Below are 15,976 nucleotides of genomic sequence, written 5' to 3'. Positions count from 1 at the left end.
ACGCTGGAGTTCCATTCAGCCACCTCTAATCAAATCCTGATCGATGCAATACACTTTAACATTACCAATCGGATAAGAGGAATATGACGCTGCCTCGTTCCGCTAGTATCGTAGATTTTCAGATCTGAAACATGCAAGTTAGAATCAATGAGTTTGGTTATATGATTGATGATAGAGAAAGGCACATTACCGAGTGGAATAAAACGCCCTAGACGCTGGTGGGTCTTGAGAAGAACTAGAAAGCCGATCTCGGCCGTTGTGCCCTTTGTCAAACGGAGTGCGAGGAAACGCTCAGCAGGCGTTGGAGTATATACCTCTTCCTGATCATTGGCCAAGAGTATCCGTTTAAAGCGTGGATAAGCCGTTCGTTCAATCGCGGTCACCGCTACACATCACATCTCTTTCTCTCTTTGCCCGATCTGCTAGACAGAACCATTGATTTATGCTAATATAACTTTGCAGAATTAAATGGCGCAATTGACCAAGTCTTATTTCTGCTAAGGTTGCAGATATCCCTTAAATCGTCTTTTTGCTAAGGTTCTTTGAACAGAGGCGGTACTCATGAAGCGGTTAGCCAATCCGTCACTTTCTTCTTCAGGGGAAGCAACTCTGGCACAATATCAGCAGGTTCTTTGGGAACACGAAGATCTAGCAGATGCATCTCGGCGAAACTACCTCAGTTATCTTCGTCATTTTGCTGCTTGGCATGAAGCCAATTCCGTCAGGAGGATAAGCGAGACAGCTTCATCTCCAATTGAATTCCGTCCACAAGCCATCACGACGCCCGCACTGACCCGCTATCGTACATACCTCCCAAAAGACCTACATCAAAAGCCAAATTCGGTGAATAGAGCATTAATCAGTTTAAAACGCTATTGTAGCTGGGCTATCCAGAAACAACTCATTTCTTATGATCCATCGATTCCAGTGAAGCTAGTTGAAGAACATGCGTTAGTAGCAACAATCACCAATGAAGGGACGCTCAGAGAGTATGTCCTCATTATCTTACTTCTGCATACAGGGTTACGAGCCAGAGAAATGTGCCAACTGCGACAGGATCAGGTAAAGATGTGCAAAAGAAGCGGGACACTTGAAGTTATCGGCAAACGCAACAAATACCGCGAAGTTCCACTCAATGCTATGGTGCACAAAGCCTTGGAAGAGTATCTTTCCACCTTGTCTTCGGAGAGTAGTCTTCTGTTCCCTTCTGGTAAAACCAAAGCGGCTCTCTCAGAACGTGCGCTTGGCTATATTGTCAAAAAGTATGCGGAGAGAGCCAAGGTCCGTGATACGAGTCCCCATAATTTGCGTCATCGTTTTGGCGATCATATGGCCTAGTTGGTCCCTCTGCATCGGCTGGCGCAATTCATGGGTTATGGCTCTTTGAATACGACGATGATTAGCATACAAGGGAAGAAGTAGAATTTGCAACAAGAATTTAAGAAGATTGCACGGAAGTAGTAAAGATGTCCGATTCAGAGAAGATTGAGAAATGACAAAATACACAGCTAAGTAATGGAGTAGTTATCGATGTTATTAATGTGCGAAAAATTTTCAACGCAAGATATTAGAACGGACTAGAATATGAGCAAACAATATAGCAACTATGCGCAAGAGGATTTCATATCCTCACCTACCGCATCTGCTACTACCGCCACAGAAACGACCCGCTACCTCTGTGCTGGAGCACACCTTGATGCCAGTTTTCGCAAATATGTGATAGAGCATATCATTCATGAAGAACACAAAGCAATCGTTGTGTCCAACGATGTTGATCTTACATTAGTCATCAAATATTGTCTAGCAGCGAATAACAGAAAATTTATGCGCGATATTTCATTATCTTACCTTTTGCTTATAGCTATTCTAATATTTATCTTTTTTCTTTTGATTACTGGTGTTCCTTTATTCCCCCTTTTCCTATTGTTTTTTCTCATGGCCTGGATCATTGTGGGGGATGAGTTATGGTCTCAGTATTACGGAGCCACTGCTGCTGGATTAGCCAGGGAAAAGTTTCGATCCAATAGTCTTCATTTTCCTCTTGATTCGCATTTGGAGGAAAAGCTGAAATCGCTGTCAAACACGAGAAACAATAATGTTGTTGTCTATAGTGGCTATTCTCCCTTTGTTGGATTTGGGGAGAAGATTGGTGCTTGGTCTTTTGCTGTCAATATTAGCCATGGAAAGATGCAAAGAGAGGAGAGAGTTTGCCCAGAAGATTTTACGCTCATTGAGATTTACGATTACCTGACCCGTAAGCTATCAGTTCTTAGTATAGAAGGGTTGAGTCTTGAAGACAAGCTTTTTGTCAACGGACAGGATATTCGCAATGATAGGCGTTTTCTTGCCAATCCCCACACACGTCCTTACACGCAAGTAAATCCCCGTCTAGTGCAAGATATTAGTGAGCATCCCACGCAAAACGTTCGTCATTATAAATGTATTCAGGTTACATCATGGAATGGAGAACTCATTCTTTCCATCTTTCTGAGATTTTCCAAAGCCGGTAAAAATCTCTTCACTGAAGCAGATTACTTACTTCTCACTCCAGTCCCTCAAGGCTACCGTCGGATAGATAATATTGAAACCTCTTTCACGCTGAGAAAATTCCTGCAAGTAGCACAGCAATCGTTGGGACCCGCAATTTTTTCTTGGCTTTTTTCTCCATTGCTGCTGTTAGGAAGAGGGATTGCTACATTAGAGCATGCACAAAAGAGGAAGAGAATGAGACGTATAATTGACGAAAATCCCGCTTTTGATTATGGTGCCATCAGCAGTCTACGTGAAGTTGCCAGTTCTAGACACTACCAGCAACACTTCCAAACACTTGATAAAGAGAAGTATGTGCAAATTCTTCAAAATCAGATCCTAGATGGTATTGTTGAGTTTCTGGATGAGAAAAATATTGATACCACCGACCTCAAGAAGCGGCAGGAAGTGATAAACAATGGTATCATGATTTCTGGTGGAGAGTTTAAAGGGGATAATATCGCTATCGGCGAGCGAGCAAAGGCTTTTGTCTCGAACATTGCCGGTGCCGTCGGAAAAGCTAATACAGCGAGAGAAGCTTGAACTCAGTAATAGGGAGTCAAGAAATAGGAAAGAATAGAGGAATTAGGTGGATAATATCAACATATCGGGCGGAACATTTCAGGCAGAAAACCTTGCTATTGGCTCTCATGCCAAAGCTGAGAAAAAGGCATACGTTCCTACGGCAAACAAAGAAGTTGAAAAAGTCACTGAGTCTGTGAAAGGAACGCCTACGCCTGCATTGAATATGCGAGTTGAAAAAGTCACTAGACCTTCCCACACGAAAGTTTTTGTGGCGTACAGCCATCAGGACACGAGATGGCTGGAGCTATTGCGGGTTCACTTTAGGCCACTCGAACAAAGAGGCATCATAGAACTCTGGGATGCTTCCCAAATCGTAGCTGGTACAAAATGGAAAGAAGAACTGCAAGCAGCACTTCAGTCATTTGTCATAGCTGTCTTGATAGTGAGTGCCGATTTTCTTGCCTCCGACTTTGTTACCAAATATGAACTACCGACGATTCTATCGCGCGCTGAGGCTGAAGGTACCGCAATCATCCCGATTATCGTTTCACCCTGTCTGCTCGAAGGTAGCGGGATAGAAATATTTCAGTCTATAAACCCTCTAAGCAAACCTCTAAGCGAAATGACGCTTTCGCTACGAGAGGATACGCTGGTCAAATTTGTTAAGGCTGTTGATCAGAAACTAACGCAGACGAAAACTATGCCTACGTAACACAAAAGAAGAGAAAAAGGGAATGCTTTTACTTCTTATAACTGTTTTATCTCTTTACTATTTTATACTCATCTCTTCGGCTGACCTTACCACCATGCAGACACCAGCCATCCACATGGGAGACAAAAGGGAACGTGAGGGTTATGGGATGGGTTGGACGACTGGGGAGTATCTCGACACCCCTAGCGGGGTTATTCAAGGCATCTGGCATGGTGGCACGACGATTGGATACAACTCCATCCCGTTCATGCAACCACAACAGCACTGGGGCGTGGTCATGCTGTTCGACGTCAATAACCTGTTCATCAATACGCTCCCTTTTGATCCCTCGGAAATGCTCAAGCAAGGCATGATCCAGTTTCTCTCAGGTATGAGTTCTTCTTTTGATTCAAGCCAAGTATGAAAACCTTTTACCTGGTCGCGGATATCATAATCGCGACGTTGATCGTGCTCTAGCCACTGTTCAGACTTTTCCACTGGCAGAGATGCTGCGCAAGCAATAAATCAAGCATAAGATTAATTAGCGGCAATGGCTGCTCCTGGGGGGTGCCCTGCCTGGGAGCTATTGGTCCCGCTTCTCTTCTTTCTTGGTCCTCCACTCCTCTTGCATCTCTCGTTTCAGACGTTCCCACTGATCCTCCTTTTTGAAGTGGCTGATTTTGGTGGATGGCTACTGGTAATGATAGCCGTTCTCTTCATTACTGATGTTCTGAGAGGTATTTTGGCCTTCCGAATGCTACATGGTCCTCGAAATTCTTTTCCTATGTTTCACAAAAATAGCACTAGACAAATATTGTAATTTATAATATTTGTCTAGTGCTATATAACTCTTATTATATGGTATTAGCAAGAAAAATGAGAGCAACCAGTGTGTCTTCTATAGGTTTCAATAGATTGGTGTTTTCGAAAAGAAACCTTACGAACAGCAATCCATCATCTCATTACTTACTACAGAACACTTCCTCTCACGGCTCTCTTCAGCGTTAGGAAAACCTCTTCTTCCGATGGTATCCACTTTAGTATGGCAACCTCTAATCTAAACGCACACCATAATTCGTGCTATTTTGGCAGGCGTCGAGGAGTGACATTATATAACCATGTCAACAACCGAAGGGAGCAATACTGGATAGATGTTGTCAATTGCACTATGCGCGATGCGACCTACGTTCTAGATGGATTGCTCTACCAAGATGCACTAGGAATTAAAGAGCATTATATGGATACGGGAGGCTATACGGATCTTGTTTTGGTTTGTTTACTTTGTTGGGATTTCGTTTTGCTTCGCGATTACATGATCTTTCCGATCAGACGCTTTATCGAGCGGAAAAAGGGAGATATCTCCATATGACCATCACGGCATTACATCGCCAGTAAGATGTCCAACCTTCCCTGACCGTCGCACAGCTTGCAAAGCGGTGTTAAAAAATTGAATAGTAATGCGTATAACTTATACAGGAATGGCCGTAGGAGCCGTCGACAAAGCCAGGTATTTGTTGGAACTTTATGCTTATTTTGTTGAATGCTTGCCTCTTTCTTTTATTTGTACGCTATTCTGGAGACACAAGGAAAAGGCATAAAACAAAGCCAGTATCATGAGCACATGAACTGGTGGACGATACCCCTACCTTTTCCATTTTTCTTCATCGCGATGAAGAACCTGGAAGTGACCCGCAAAGATAGAGAGACAAAAGATGGTTAGCTCATCGGTTGATCGTTTGCCTGCTCAAACGAGATCGGACTGACATAGGCTAACGTAGAATGAAGCCGAATTGAGTTGTAAAAACATTCTAAGTACTCAAAAACCGCTTGACGTGCTTGTCGCCGTGTTTGAAAAGAGGATCGGTAGATACACTCTTTCTTCAGTGTTGCAAAGAAAGACTCCATCGCAGCGTTATCCCATGCGTTCCCGGTCCGACTCATACTCACCTGAATTCCTTCCCCGGCCAAACACGCTTGATAGCCCAGGCTGGTATATTCGCTGCCCCGATCTGAATGATGTAACAGTGGAAAACAGTCACTTTCAGGCTGCCGCCGAGCTAAGGCCATGCGGAGTGCCATCGTCACCAGCGCCTCGTCCTCAGTAGCGGCCATCGCCCAGCCCACAACCCGACGTGCGAACAGATCAAGGACGACCGCGAGATAGAGCCATCCTTCCTGTGTCGAGATCATGGTGCAATCGGTGACCCACTTCGTATTGGGTGCCGATGCATTGAAATCACGATCCAACAGATTGGGTGCAAAGCGGGCCGTTGGATCGCTCGCGGTGCCCATGGGACGACGAGACCGCTTAGGCAAGGCTGAAAGACCCAACGATTGCATCAAGCGCACCACCCGTTTGCGTCCACAATGAATCCCCTGTGTGGCGAGCAGCGCATGAATACGTGGGCTCCCATAGACCTGGCGATGCTCGAGAAAGAGTTGTTGAATCAAGGCGGAAAGTTTGGCATCTTCTCGCTCGTGCGTGCTGGCCGGACGGGTTTCCCAGGCATAATAGCCACTTTCTGAGACGTCCAATGTTCGACATAACACGCGAATAGAGTAGTCCTGACGGTGATCCGCAATAAACTGATACGTCAGATCTGGTGTCGTGAGAAGATGCCGATAGCTTTTTTTAAGATGTCACGCTCCTGTCGAAGGACATCAACTTCTCGCTTGAGTTGTCGATTCTCCTCTTCTAATGGAGGAAGATGCCCACTTCCAGGAAATGCTTGTTCTCCTCGTTCGATGAACTGTTTGCACCAATTGCTGAGCGTGCTGTCTGCAATACCCAGGTCTCTGGCAATTTGCGCTTGCGATTTCTGGCTCGATTGCAAGAGCTGCACTGCTTCCAGCTTGAATTCTTTCGTAAACGTGCGTATCATTTTTGCCATGTTCTTGACCCTCCTCTTGGAGTCTTTCTCCAAGTTTACCATATCCATCCTAGCGGGTCAAGTCCAATTGTTCAATCCGTTTGTAGATGGTGCTGAAGAGTATTCCCTCCCTCACACTACCAAAGGATTTGGAACGTTCAGCGTGATGCAACGCTACCACTTCCCACTCATCATTAAAACATGGTGCACCACTTGATCCAGAAACAGCCTTGGTTACATATTGTACAAAACCACTATCATGATACACTTCAGTTACGCCATTACTACTAATTGCAATCTTCATTGTCTCTTCCTTGGGATGTTGCAATATATGAATGCATGTATCTTTATTGACGGTTCGAGAAGAGAAAGGAACAAATGTGATACCTGGAGTTTGTAAAACCTTATCTTCTATTTGTAATAATAGGTAATCCAGCTCATGTATTGGGCTTTGATCGATAATTCCTTTGGCTTCAAATTTATTCTCTGCTCCTTTATTTGATGTGATACATCCAAAGCGGAATTTGGCTACACGTACGTTCTCATCTAGATCGTCGTTCTCGGCTTTCTTAAAAATATGATAATTTGTCAACAATAAATTCTGTGTAATTAAAAAGCCTGTTCCTTGACGACCTGGCAACTCTATACGACATACAGCCGATGCTCGTGCAACAGCTTGCATTAAAAAACCTACATCAAGCAGTTGAGGATCAGGTTTTAAAAAGCTTTGAAGTACCACATCATCTATCGGTGGAGGGCCTTGCCACGGTTGAGATAAAGATGCATCAATATATCCTCTTTGGGTTTCCATCAAAAGAGGAATTTGGTAACGAATAGCCAAATTTTCCCTCTCAGATTGATCTAGACAATGGTGATATATTACCAACAGCCCCGCAATTATTGCCGCTTCGTCGATTCCAACTTCTTGCAAGAGAAGAGTTAATACACTTCCAAAAACAGTAAAATGTGGATGTTGATTTTCAGGATTCGTACCCTTTGTAAGACACCAGTCAATTAAATCTCTAGCATTATATACAGGACTTTTTTTCCAGCTACCAACTCGTTCCCATTTCCAAGAATCTGGTATATCAGCTCTTTTGACGAGATCATCGAAAAAGTCATTGGGATCGCCTGGCGAAGAGGTTGCGTGCTTTATTACAATGTGCGCCAGCTGTTCCTTTACAGAGCTCTTTATCGGTTTTGGTTGAGAGGGCGTATGAAGTGTGTAATCTGATGGCAAGTTATCCCATGTCATTCTTATTCCTCCATTTGTACTGACGGTTGAAGCCACAATCTTCTAGGCATGGGAAGAAACAGACGGCTTTTCTTTTTTTGCGCCTTCTAATTCTTTCCCAAATCCTTTTCTCAATAGACGCTTAAGAGTATCCAACGATTTCAGAAAATCTGATAGTTTTCTTAATATATCAGATTTTTGAATGAAACCAGGTTGTTTTGTTGGCAAAATGCTCTCGTAGAACGTTTCAGTGGTTGTTTTCATATTTTCTGCTTGAAGGTTAACATTATGCAAAATTCGCATTATCTCTAAACGTTTGTCAAGCAGTGGCTTTGGAAGAAGGGGACGCTTTTCCAGTACGGTATAAAGCTCTTGTACTGGTTTTTGTATTGTGCCAACGCCATCGATAATGGGTATACATAGCTGAGGAGATATTACTCCCTCGCTTTTGATTCGTTTTTGTGTATGCGCAAGAGTGGTTCCTAATGACTTTACAGCAGCATAGCAAACACGCGCACATATAAGAGTAGTGCGAAGTTGTCCAGCAAAAACCACCGATCCTTGATCAGCTTTCGATCTATCGGGCATGATAGCAATTCCTCGTACAGAAGCTATCTAAAAACCTACAGATTCGATCATATATTTGCTCTAGCAAATACACTTGCTCAACAAGCTTTTCATCAGATAAAACACATGTCTATATAATGACACATTTCTACATGAGGAACAAGCAAAAGGGTTATCCTCTTACGATCTATTTCATTGACATTTAGACTCCTACCAGTATTTATTTCTCTCTATTGACGATAGCAAATCTTGTCTATATACTTGTCATGTTGGAGTAAAAAAAGGGAAGGCTTATTCAGCCTTCCCATATTGTTTGATGATCTGTAATGCCCACTGCCGCGACAAGGTCATCCATTCCTGTAGGGTTATCTTCCCCTCATTATACTCAGTAGTTATAACCAATAATCCATATGATGCTGCGGGTTGTTCCGTCTCTACGCGTGGTATGTGTCCCTTGATTTCCTCACGTAGTGGGTCCATAGGTTTGTTTCTCCGTTTAACAGTGCATATAATAACTTTCGCTCGTACAATACAAAAAACATTACGATTGCTTACGTTTAAGCACCTCTCTACGCTTCTTCGCAACGGCAGCCAATAACATGCTCAATTTGTCAGGCTCTCGATCCGAGACTGGATGAATAAACAGAGCACGAAAATTTCCTCTCGGCAAATGCTCATCTACAGGAAATATTGTTGACGTATGACGACATTCATTACCACTGTCGTATCACTGTCCATGAATACGATAGTCTTGCGTGTGATCCATTTTGATTACATGTACAAGATTTTTATCCATGAAACGCGAATACAAGCGAGGCTCCATCTTTTCCCAACTATCAGTATTCATGGTAATGACTGTTGGCGCATGGGCATTGTAGCGGTAATTTAATAATTGAAAAAGCTTGTCGTTTGCCCAGGGTGTATTGTTTTGCGCTCCGAAATCATCTAAGAGCAGCAGAGTCGCATCGCACAGCTGTTGAAATCGTTCATCATATTCTTGTTCTGAACGAGGAGAAAATGCGGCACGCAAATAGTCGAGTAAACGAGGAACAACGAGAAATAAGACTAGATTTCTCTCTTCAAGCTGCTTCTTGGCAATGGACACGGCAAGATGGGTCTTGCCACATCCATATTCGCCAATAAGCACGAGCCACCCTGTTGGTTGGCAAGCAAACGCCATTGCCTCCATATAGGCATCACGAACGCCTTGGACAAAAGGATTGTATGTGTCAAAAGAGGCTGAACGAAAACGCTTCAAGGTATGTAAACCTGATACATTTATGAGATATTGTAGCTGTTGCTGCTTCATGTGTTCACGCTTACATTGACAAGGAACAGCCTTCCCAAATTGTGCATGCCCATAGGGGACATCGATGCGAAGATAGCCTGCACCTTTGCACTGGGGACACACTTGTAACTGAAGCTCTACTTGATGCATACAAGCTCTCCCTTTCCCGTGCGAAGCTTTTCTCTCAATTGCAGCACTTCATGAATACCTGTAAACGTTTGCGGCCACTCGGATGGACTGTGGATGGTCAAGATATGGTGCTCCACATGCACTTTTACAACCCAGCGATGCTGTTCGCAGGCACTGCATGCTATAAGGTTGTATTGATGTTTTTGACCTTCACTTGTTACTTGGATGGCAAGTTGCTGAGCCTCCTGCTCCGTCATGGTGTGCTCGGGCCTTGTATATTCAATGGTCACTGGAGACGGTGGATGTTCGGTATATCGCCTGATGTCTGGATGGGATTCTTGATATGCGGACACTCGTTCCTGACGTTGTTTATGTTCTAATGCCGCGATAACACGACGTTTCCCATGGCTATTATGATGGGCTAAATCAGTGACAGTCATGCCACATTGATCATACTTCTTTCTCCAGTAGTCATCTGAACCGTGCAGCCAGGCATTCTTTACGTCTTGAAGACTTAATTCTGGCTGTAAGCTCATGAGAATTACCGCTGCTCGTGTTTGTTGTAAGCGCTCTGATTCGCCAAAAGTGTGGCCGCGAAGAGATGCAATCAGTCGGAGCACGGTTTGTGCTGTTCTCGCTTCGGTAACATCGGGCGGTTGTGGAACTTCGCTTACTTGTTCAGAATTATATTGCTTCTGAGGTGAAATATCTCTTGAGATTTTTTTTGATGATGGTTGAGCAGTAGCAGCAATGTTCGCCATAGCTTTTTTTTGCATCTCTGCTGCCTGTCTAGCTACTCCTTGTATCTTTCCAGGATCGTTCTTCTTCTTTTTACTCTTGTCTTGTGATAAAAAGGGCCTTCGCCCCTCTTCGCAGGCAGTGAGAGGCATCATTTCGCAATCGGTGGCATTTCCGCTATCTATCGGAAACATTGCCGCCAGGCGTCCGAAGTATTTCCGCCACTTCTCGGATGTATTTCCGTCGTCAATCAACTGGTGTAATGTCAGCAGAAATTCCGATGCTTTTGGAGGATAGTCGATACCTCGTTGGATCTGCGCCAGGTGGATCGTATAGATATTTGTTTTGTCTGAGGCATCAACCTCAATATAGCCAAGTGCGACAAGTAAAGGGATCGCCGTATAAGATATGGGACTGATTGAATTTGCACCTGGGAATCTCGTCTATTGCGATGGGAATGTCTATGTCATCCGTGGTCTCGATTTCCAACGCAGCGATACACCCGATCAGGATATGCACTATCGCTTTTGTTCCCACTGTAGTAGTGTCACATTTATTCCCACCGACCACCAATACTGTAAAACCTGTGGAAAAAAATTTGAAGTCTACTCATTTGTAGAAGCTCGCTCCTTTATGGGCATCAAGAACCGAAGTATTACCGCAGCCGAAGAATCACGAGCCAGTGAAGGTTACGATACCCATGAATATCTCTTGAATGAAGGAGCATCAGGCAAAAGAAGTCTTGGTCCTGCCGGCTTTGATGTCACCTATCATCGCAATACCACTATCTTTGCTGTCAACACTGGATTTTATCGCGGAGGTGATAAATCACCGATGGGTTTTGGCATCTGCACTACCTGTGGGCAGTGGAGAGATTCGCATCAAGAAGGATGGGATCTACGCCATCGTAAGAAATGTGCAGGCATCGTGCGCTTCTTCCATCTGGCCTATAAGTTAGAAACAGATGTACTGGAAATAGATGTTCCAGGCGCTACGAATACTTCCTCAGAAGCCGACAAATATCTGATCACCCTCCGGAATGCCCTGACATTAGGGGCCAATCTCGCTCTACAAACCGAAGCGGGTGAGATTGCAGGCTTCACACGCAGTATGCCACGCGAGAATCAGCCAGCGCGTCAAATAGTGCTGTATGATGATGTTCCAGGGGGAGCAGGCTATGTGGAGCGACTCTCACGTATGCTCCCGAAAGCAGCCGGTGCAGCTCTCGAACTCCTTGAACAGTGCGAGTGTGTTGATTCCTGCTATCGCTGTTTACGTAACTACCGTAACCAACGCGAGCATACCTTACTGGACAAAAAGCTGGTTATAGAGACACTCCACCAACTAACTGATGTCATTTCAATCGCACGTTAGCAAAAGCCATCGTGAAGGCCGCGTTTTTGTGGCTCGCAGCGCATTAAAATCATTCTGCATAGAAAAGAAGCAAAAAGATGGATGAGATATACTCATGGATCGAAACAATTTCATCTCCCTGGCGTGAAACACTCGTATCCGCACTCAAGAAAGTTCAGCAAAAACTTTTTATCGTCAGCCCATATATTAAAGAAGCCATTGTCCAGCAGATACATGAGGCGATTCTCCAGCGAGATTCGTCTCTGCCACTAGAAATTCATGTCATCACAAGAAGCCTGCCTGAGGAATTCATTAGCGGATCATCAGATATAGCAGCGCTCCAGCACATCAATCAGTGGAATCGCGAGATCAAGGATTGTCATACTGAAATCCGTAGTATCAACAATGTCCATGCAAAGATCTGGATCGTTGATAACCATGTCGCTATCGTTGGTTCAGGCAACGCAACGCCATCAGGGCTGGACACAAATGTTGAGTACGAACTTGCTGTCACTCATCCAGATATGATTAAAAAGATCCAGCAAGATTGGCAACCCCTCTGGGAATATGCTGAACTGATTACTGATAGTCAACTTACCGCCATGGCTGAATGGGTACACCAGACACAGATAGCCTCCGTCGCTTTAGAGCAAGAAACGCAAGTAAAGCGCCAAGCAATTGAGAAGAAAGTCGGGAAGGCTCCCAAAGTTGGCAAAAGATATACAGTGAAAAAGTTAACTCCGCCGATTGAGAATAAATCCTTATCAGGATCAACTACCATTTTTCAATATTCGCAACCTGTGCCTGCTCGCAAAAAAAAGAAACATGTCGAAGAAGCTCCCTCACTCTTTGATATTCCTCAAGTTTCAATCTTGCCAGCCGAGACTATTCATTCCATCTCAATAGAACGATTCAGGCAAGCACTCACCTGGATATATCCACGCACTAATGATTGGACGACTGATCCTGGTCCCACAGAGACTCTCTTCCTCAAAATAAGTTGGATATCACTGCCAACTACACAGTATCTCCAGCTCAACTGGGCTGATGGCAAACGTCTTTCACAAGCGACTGTGCCTGGACAGAGTAGGGATACCACACAAAGCTGGTCGCTAAGTATCCATTTTCGGCAGATAGCACAACTTTTATCAGCATTATGGGGCATCCAATATTCGCGGCATCAATTCCAGGCTATAACTCAAGAGTTAAATCTTCTGTATCACAAAGAAGGCCAGCAGCCGCAATTATATCTATCCAAGCCAGATCGCACATTCACCAAGCAATCACCTGTTCTGATTGGCACTCAGGCAAATATACCGTTGCTGTTCTCACCGTCCAAACGCCCTATATCGTCTATCATAGTGGAACATAGTCAACTGATTGCAGCGTTGCATCAAGTAGAACAACAATGGTATAGCCTGCACGAGGAACAAAAAAATAGCATCTCTAAATATGGTCCGTATATAGTTCTAGATAAAAAGAAGTATCGCCCAACCATACTCAATATACGTCTAGACACACCAGGAGCGATTTCATCTATCCACTTTTTGTTGGAAGCATCCGGCATACGATCAGAAGTAGAGCTTCCTGGCACCGATTGTACTCTTGTCGGCCCCAGTATCGTGATTACTCTTGACTATAAAGCTCTTTGGCAAGCGCTTCTCGGATCGCAAAATGCCAGCCACACCTGGCAACTGTGTATAGACGTACATATGGATTCGTTATTGCTTCTACCTGCCGAGACACAGGATCCCTTGGTTGCTACTTGGCGACATGAGTTTCAACACATCGAGGAATAAAAAATGAACAGACAAAATATTTACTTAAAGGAGCTTTCTTCCTGTCATGTTGCAGCGATAACGCACCATTTGCAGACTCGCGCCAAAGTGTTGAGCCGTCTCTAAAGACGTCAGACCTCGCTGGCTGGCCCAGTCAAGACCCTGAGAAGAAATCTGTAGAGAGCCACCCAAATATTCAGCTCCTTTCTCATCCTCAACACGATACTCACGAGTAGGTAAACCAGATGAAAGCTGACGCAACCGAATAGGCTCATGGCCCAATAATAAATGAGCTAGTTCATGCATCACATTTGACTCATAACGAGTTGCCGCATGGGTTGGATTATAAATAATTAAATGCTTTTTTTCTTCAACTGGAACAGTGATTGCTGACCAACCAGAGTCTTCTCCAAGCAAAGATTGTAGGGTTACCTCGTCGACATTAGGAATATCTGTTGGACTTATGATTGGGATTTTTAAATGCTGTGCTAGACGCCGAGCAGGTAAAGGATCATAAGCATATAATTTCAACATCCTTCGCACGCGTACACTCTCATTTTCACACCAATCCATTGTTTTTCTATCTAAAACTTTCATTTATTCGTTCCTTAATTTACCCTCTGTAGCAGCTTGATAAGCTGCCTTGACTATCTTTGCCAATGCATCGGCGGTCTCAGGAGCCAGCTCCCTATCGGCGCGTAGATAGCCTTCAATACGATCCACATTACTTATTGTATCTTGTTGTTGCTGCTCATCTGTCTCTTTCTCCTTAATAAATTCCTCAGAGGAAACTTGTAACCAATCACAGATGCGCAGAAAGGTATCCATATCGGGCACTTTTCCATTTTCAATGCGCGACAATGTTGATGGACTCACACCTCCAATTTCCTGAGCAGTCTCTCGTAACCCACGATTTTTTCGTTTGGTCTTGATAAGACCTGCCAGATAATGTATATCTAATTCTTTTGTCATCGTTCCCTCACAATGGGCCTCTTCATTTTAGAAACGCCGTTTCATGTATTGCACAATCAATAAAGATGATGTATACTTGCTTTGTGTTTCTGATATGAAACAGTGTACCATATCTGGAACACAAGATCAAATTACAGAAGGATGTTTTACGTATGGTAAGAATTTTACCGGAGAATGTTTTCCCCTACCTTGCGATCGGTCTGGCAAAGTATGCTGGAAGTGAGCAAAAATATCCCTATCCACCTGAGCTAACCTATGCTCAACATCAATTATCGCTCGCTCTGCTTACATTGTATCCTAGTACTATCACAGACCTTTTCAGCCTCTTTGAAAAACCACTTGAGCAATGGTGGCCTGGCACCTTACCTGATGGAATTGATCCACAATTCGAATTGCTTTACGAAGGTGAGTTAGACGACCAAGTCATAGATTTTTTGCTTGCATATAAGCTTCCTGGAGAAGCATCTCTGCAAGATATCCAAATAATTCTTGACAATCAACTTATGATCAATATCCTCAATGCTGCTAGAAGTGCATATATAACTGATCCGGTCACCGCATGTAGTGAGTACTCCTCCATCAGACAGTTTGTAATCACACATCCCTGGACAAGCAGTGAAGAGATTCGTCAGCACTTCCGTCATCTTCGCTCCATTAAAATCCAAGATATTGGTGCTCTGTACCAGGAGAGCCGATCGCTGAATACAGCACTCCTTTATAAAAAATCGGGCATGAAGGAATTCCGCTATTGGAATTGTCCTTTGTGTGGTCCATTGTACCAGCGTCATAACCGACTGGGAAGTATCAAACCGAATGCTTGCCAGGGGCGTTGCCCAGGACTGCAAGGATGGCAAGATCTCGATCCAAATAATGTCCCTCTGGTTTTAAAAAGAGGCATTCATCTTCGAACTCATATTCCAGGGCTTACAGAGATACAACTCTATCAATGGCTGACACAAGATGTACAACCAAGTATGCCAAAATTGCAGCATGTCGTTTTATGGCCTGGTGTGGACCGTTACGATCTACAACTTCTCTTCCAAAACTTCAATTGGGCCGTGGATGTCAAAGACTACAAAGATCCTTTTGTACTTGGAAGACACATTTCACAGGACAATCGACAGCTTGCGGAGAACGCACTCAAGTGGGAGCAGTGGTATTATGTCTATCCATCTTATCGAGAAATGCAACGGACTGACTACCGTGCCTGTATACTTCGTGCCGCAGGTCAATTACCTCCCAACGTCCATATTCTTAGTGAGAAGCAGTTCAAATCACTTGTTGAGTCTCAATAAATTGCAG

At 44.0% G+C, this 15,976-nt stretch carries 17 protein-coding genes and 1 pseudogene; 8 read left to right on the top strand and 10 right to left on the bottom strand.

Features of this window, described 5'->3' with window-relative positions; translation table 11 throughout:
- Positions 1-29: 29 nt before the first annotated feature.
- Positions 30-383 (bottom strand): DUF4158 domain-containing protein, encoded by a 354-nt coding sequence (locus AC27N8_RS03410; RefSeq protein WP_487063953.1) that lies wholly within the window; start codon positions 381-383, stop codon positions 30-32.
- 178 nt (positions 384-561) lie between these two features.
- Here AC27N8_RS03410 and AC27N8_RS03405 point away from each other — a divergent pair, with 178 nt between their 5' ends.
- The 4 genes from AC27N8_RS03405 (at position 562) to AC27N8_RS03390 (ending at position 4,169) form a co-directional block, all read left to right on the top strand.
- Entirely contained in the window at positions 562-1,338 is a 777-nt protein-coding gene (locus tag AC27N8_RS03405) for a tyrosine-type recombinase/integrase (protein WP_487063951.1), read from the top strand.
- A gap of 246 nt (positions 1,339-1,584) precedes the next feature.
- Entirely contained in the window at positions 1,585-3,072 is a 1,488-nt protein-coding gene (locus tag AC27N8_RS03400) for a hypothetical protein (RefSeq protein WP_487063949.1), read from the top strand.
- A 46-nt stretch (positions 3,073-3,118) separates the two neighbouring features.
- On the top strand, positions 3,119-3,766 hold the full coding sequence (locus AC27N8_RS03395) for a toll/interleukin-1 receptor domain-containing protein (RefSeq protein WP_487063947.1): 648 nt from the start codon (positions 3,119-3,121) through the stop codon (positions 3,764-3,766).
- Positions 3,767-3,788: 22 nt separating this feature from the next.
- Entirely contained in the window at positions 3,789-4,169 is a 381-nt protein-coding gene (locus AC27N8_RS03390; protein WP_487063945.1) for a hypothetical protein, read from the top strand.
- A gap of 49 nt (positions 4,170-4,218) precedes the next feature.
- Here the strand turns inward: AC27N8_RS03390 and AC27N8_RS03385 are convergent, their stop codons facing one another.
- Complete coding sequence (locus tag AC27N8_RS03385) at positions 4,219-4,398, bottom strand: hypothetical protein (RefSeq protein WP_487063943.1); 180 nt, start codon at positions 4,396-4,398, stop codon at positions 4,219-4,221.
- A 257-nt stretch (positions 4,399-4,655) separates the two neighbouring features.
- Here AC27N8_RS03385 and AC27N8_RS03380 point away from each other — a divergent pair.
- A pseudogene (locus AC27N8_RS03380) lies at positions 4,656-5,140 on the top strand (Tn3 family transposase).
- Between the two features lie 321 nt (positions 5,141-5,461).
- Here AC27N8_RS03380 and AC27N8_RS03375 read toward each other — a convergent pair.
- The 6 genes from AC27N8_RS03375 to AC27N8_RS03350 form a co-directional block, all read right to left on the bottom strand.
- Positions 5,462-6,636, bottom strand: a protein-coding gene (locus tag AC27N8_RS03375) for an IS3 family transposase (protein WP_487063828.1) whose coding sequence is annotated in 2 segments (ribosomal slippage) — positions 5,462-6,361 and positions 6,364-6,636 — 1,173 coding nt in all. Because the reading frame shifts where the segments join, the coding sequence is not laid out codon by codon here.
- Positions 6,637-6,685: 49 nt separating this feature from the next.
- On the bottom strand, positions 6,686-7,870 hold the full coding sequence (locus tag AC27N8_RS03370; protein WP_487063941.1) for a trypsin-like serine peptidase: 1,185 nt from the start codon (positions 7,868-7,870) through the stop codon (positions 6,686-6,688).
- 42 nt (positions 7,871-7,912) lie between these two features.
- Complete coding sequence (locus AC27N8_RS03365; protein WP_487063939.1) at positions 7,913-8,437, bottom strand: hypothetical protein; 525 nt, start codon at positions 8,435-8,437, stop codon at positions 7,913-7,915.
- 270 nt (positions 8,438-8,707) lie between these two features.
- On the bottom strand, positions 8,708-8,896 hold the full coding sequence (locus AC27N8_RS03360) for a hypothetical protein (protein WP_487063937.1): 189 nt from the start codon (positions 8,894-8,896) through the stop codon (positions 8,708-8,710).
- Positions 8,897-9,143: 247 nt separating this feature from the next.
- Positions 9,144-9,725 carry an ATP-binding protein gene (locus tag AC27N8_RS03355; RefSeq protein WP_487063935.1) on the bottom strand — a complete coding sequence of 194 codons (582 nt, stop codon included), beginning with the start codon at positions 9,723-9,725 and terminating at the stop codon, positions 9,144-9,146.
- A 116-nt stretch (positions 9,726-9,841) separates the two neighbouring features.
- Positions 9,842-10,825, bottom strand: coding sequence for a hypothetical protein (locus AC27N8_RS03350; protein WP_487063933.1), 984 nt, complete (start codon positions 10,823-10,825; stop codon positions 9,842-9,844).
- Positions 10,826-10,979: 154 nt separating this feature from the next.
- On the opposite strand from AC27N8_RS03350, the gene AC27N8_RS03345 reads away from it, so the two are divergent.
- Entirely contained in the window at positions 10,980-11,945 is a 966-nt protein-coding gene (locus AC27N8_RS03345) for a DUF1998 domain-containing protein (RefSeq protein ID WP_487063931.1), read from the top strand.
- Positions 11,946-12,022: 77 nt separating this feature from the next.
- Entirely contained in the window at positions 12,023-13,723 is a 1,701-nt protein-coding gene (locus AC27N8_RS03340) for a phospholipase D-like domain-containing protein (RefSeq protein WP_487063929.1), read from the top strand.
- 24 nt (positions 13,724-13,747) lie between these two features.
- Here the strand turns inward: AC27N8_RS03340 and AC27N8_RS03335 are convergent, their stop codons facing one another.
- Both AC27N8_RS03335 and AC27N8_RS03330 read right to left on the bottom strand, forming a co-directional pair.
- Positions 13,748-14,299, bottom strand: coding sequence for an ImmA/IrrE family metallo-endopeptidase (locus AC27N8_RS03335; protein ID WP_487063927.1), 552 nt, complete (start codon positions 14,297-14,299; stop codon positions 13,748-13,750).
- Entirely contained in the window at positions 14,300-14,674 is a 375-nt protein-coding gene (locus AC27N8_RS03330; protein ID WP_487063925.1) for a helix-turn-helix domain-containing protein, read from the bottom strand.
- A 152-nt stretch (positions 14,675-14,826) separates the two neighbouring features.
- On the opposite strand from AC27N8_RS03330, the gene AC27N8_RS03325 reads away from it, so the two are divergent.
- Positions 14,827-15,969: a restriction endonuclease-related protein gene (locus tag AC27N8_RS03325; protein WP_487063923.1), complete on the top strand. Its 1,143-nt coding sequence runs from the start codon at positions 14,827-14,829 to the stop codon at positions 15,967-15,969.
- Positions 15,970-15,976 lie beyond the last annotated feature (7 nt).

The organism is Dictyobacter sp. Z7_2, assembly GCF_057551105.1.
The sequence above is the reverse complement of the archived record's forward strand: the minus strand, read 5'-3'. Positions and strand labels throughout refer to the sequence as shown.

Excerpts from the sequence above, each read along its gene's own strand:
- AC27N8_RS03355 (WP_487063935.1), bottom strand. The coding sequence starts at position 9,725 with ATGAAGCAGCAACAGCTACAATATCTCATAAATGTATCAGGTTTACAT.
- AC27N8_RS03345 (WP_487063931.1), top strand. The coding sequence starts at position 10,980 with ATGGGACTGATTGAATTTGCACCTGGGAATCTCGTCTATTGCGATGGG.
- AC27N8_RS03405 (WP_487063951.1), top strand. The coding sequence starts at position 562 with ATGAAGCGGTTAGCCAATCCGTCACTTTCTTCTTCAGGGGAAGCAACT.
- AC27N8_RS03330 (WP_487063925.1), bottom strand. The coding sequence starts at position 14,674 with ATGACAAAAGAATTAGATATACATTATCTGGCAGGTCTTATCAAGACC.
- AC27N8_RS03360 (WP_487063937.1), bottom strand. The coding sequence starts at position 8,896 with ATGGACCCACTACGTGAGGAAATCAAGGGACACATACCACGCGTAGAG.
- AC27N8_RS03390 (WP_487063945.1), top strand. The coding sequence starts at position 3,789 with ATGCTTTTACTTCTTATAACTGTTTTATCTCTTTACTATTTTATACTC.
- AC27N8_RS03335 (WP_487063927.1), bottom strand. The coding sequence starts at position 14,299 with ATGAAAGTTTTAGATAGAAAAACAATGGATTGGTGTGAAAATGAGAGT.
- AC27N8_RS03365 (WP_487063939.1), bottom strand. The coding sequence starts at position 8,437 with ATGCCCGATAGATCGAAAGCTGATCAAGGATCGGTGGTTTTTGCTGGA.
- AC27N8_RS03370 (WP_487063941.1), bottom strand. The coding sequence starts at position 7,870 with ATGACATGGGATAACTTGCCATCAGATTACACACTTCATACGCCCTCT.
- AC27N8_RS03400 (WP_487063949.1), top strand. The coding sequence starts at position 1,585 with ATGAGCAAACAATATAGCAACTATGCGCAAGAGGATTTCATATCCTCA.
- AC27N8_RS03340 (WP_487063929.1), top strand. The coding sequence starts at position 12,023 with ATGGATGAGATATACTCATGGATCGAAACAATTTCATCTCCCTGGCGT.
- AC27N8_RS03325 (WP_487063923.1), top strand. The coding sequence starts at position 14,827 with ATGGTAAGAATTTTACCGGAGAATGTTTTCCCCTACCTTGCGATCGGT.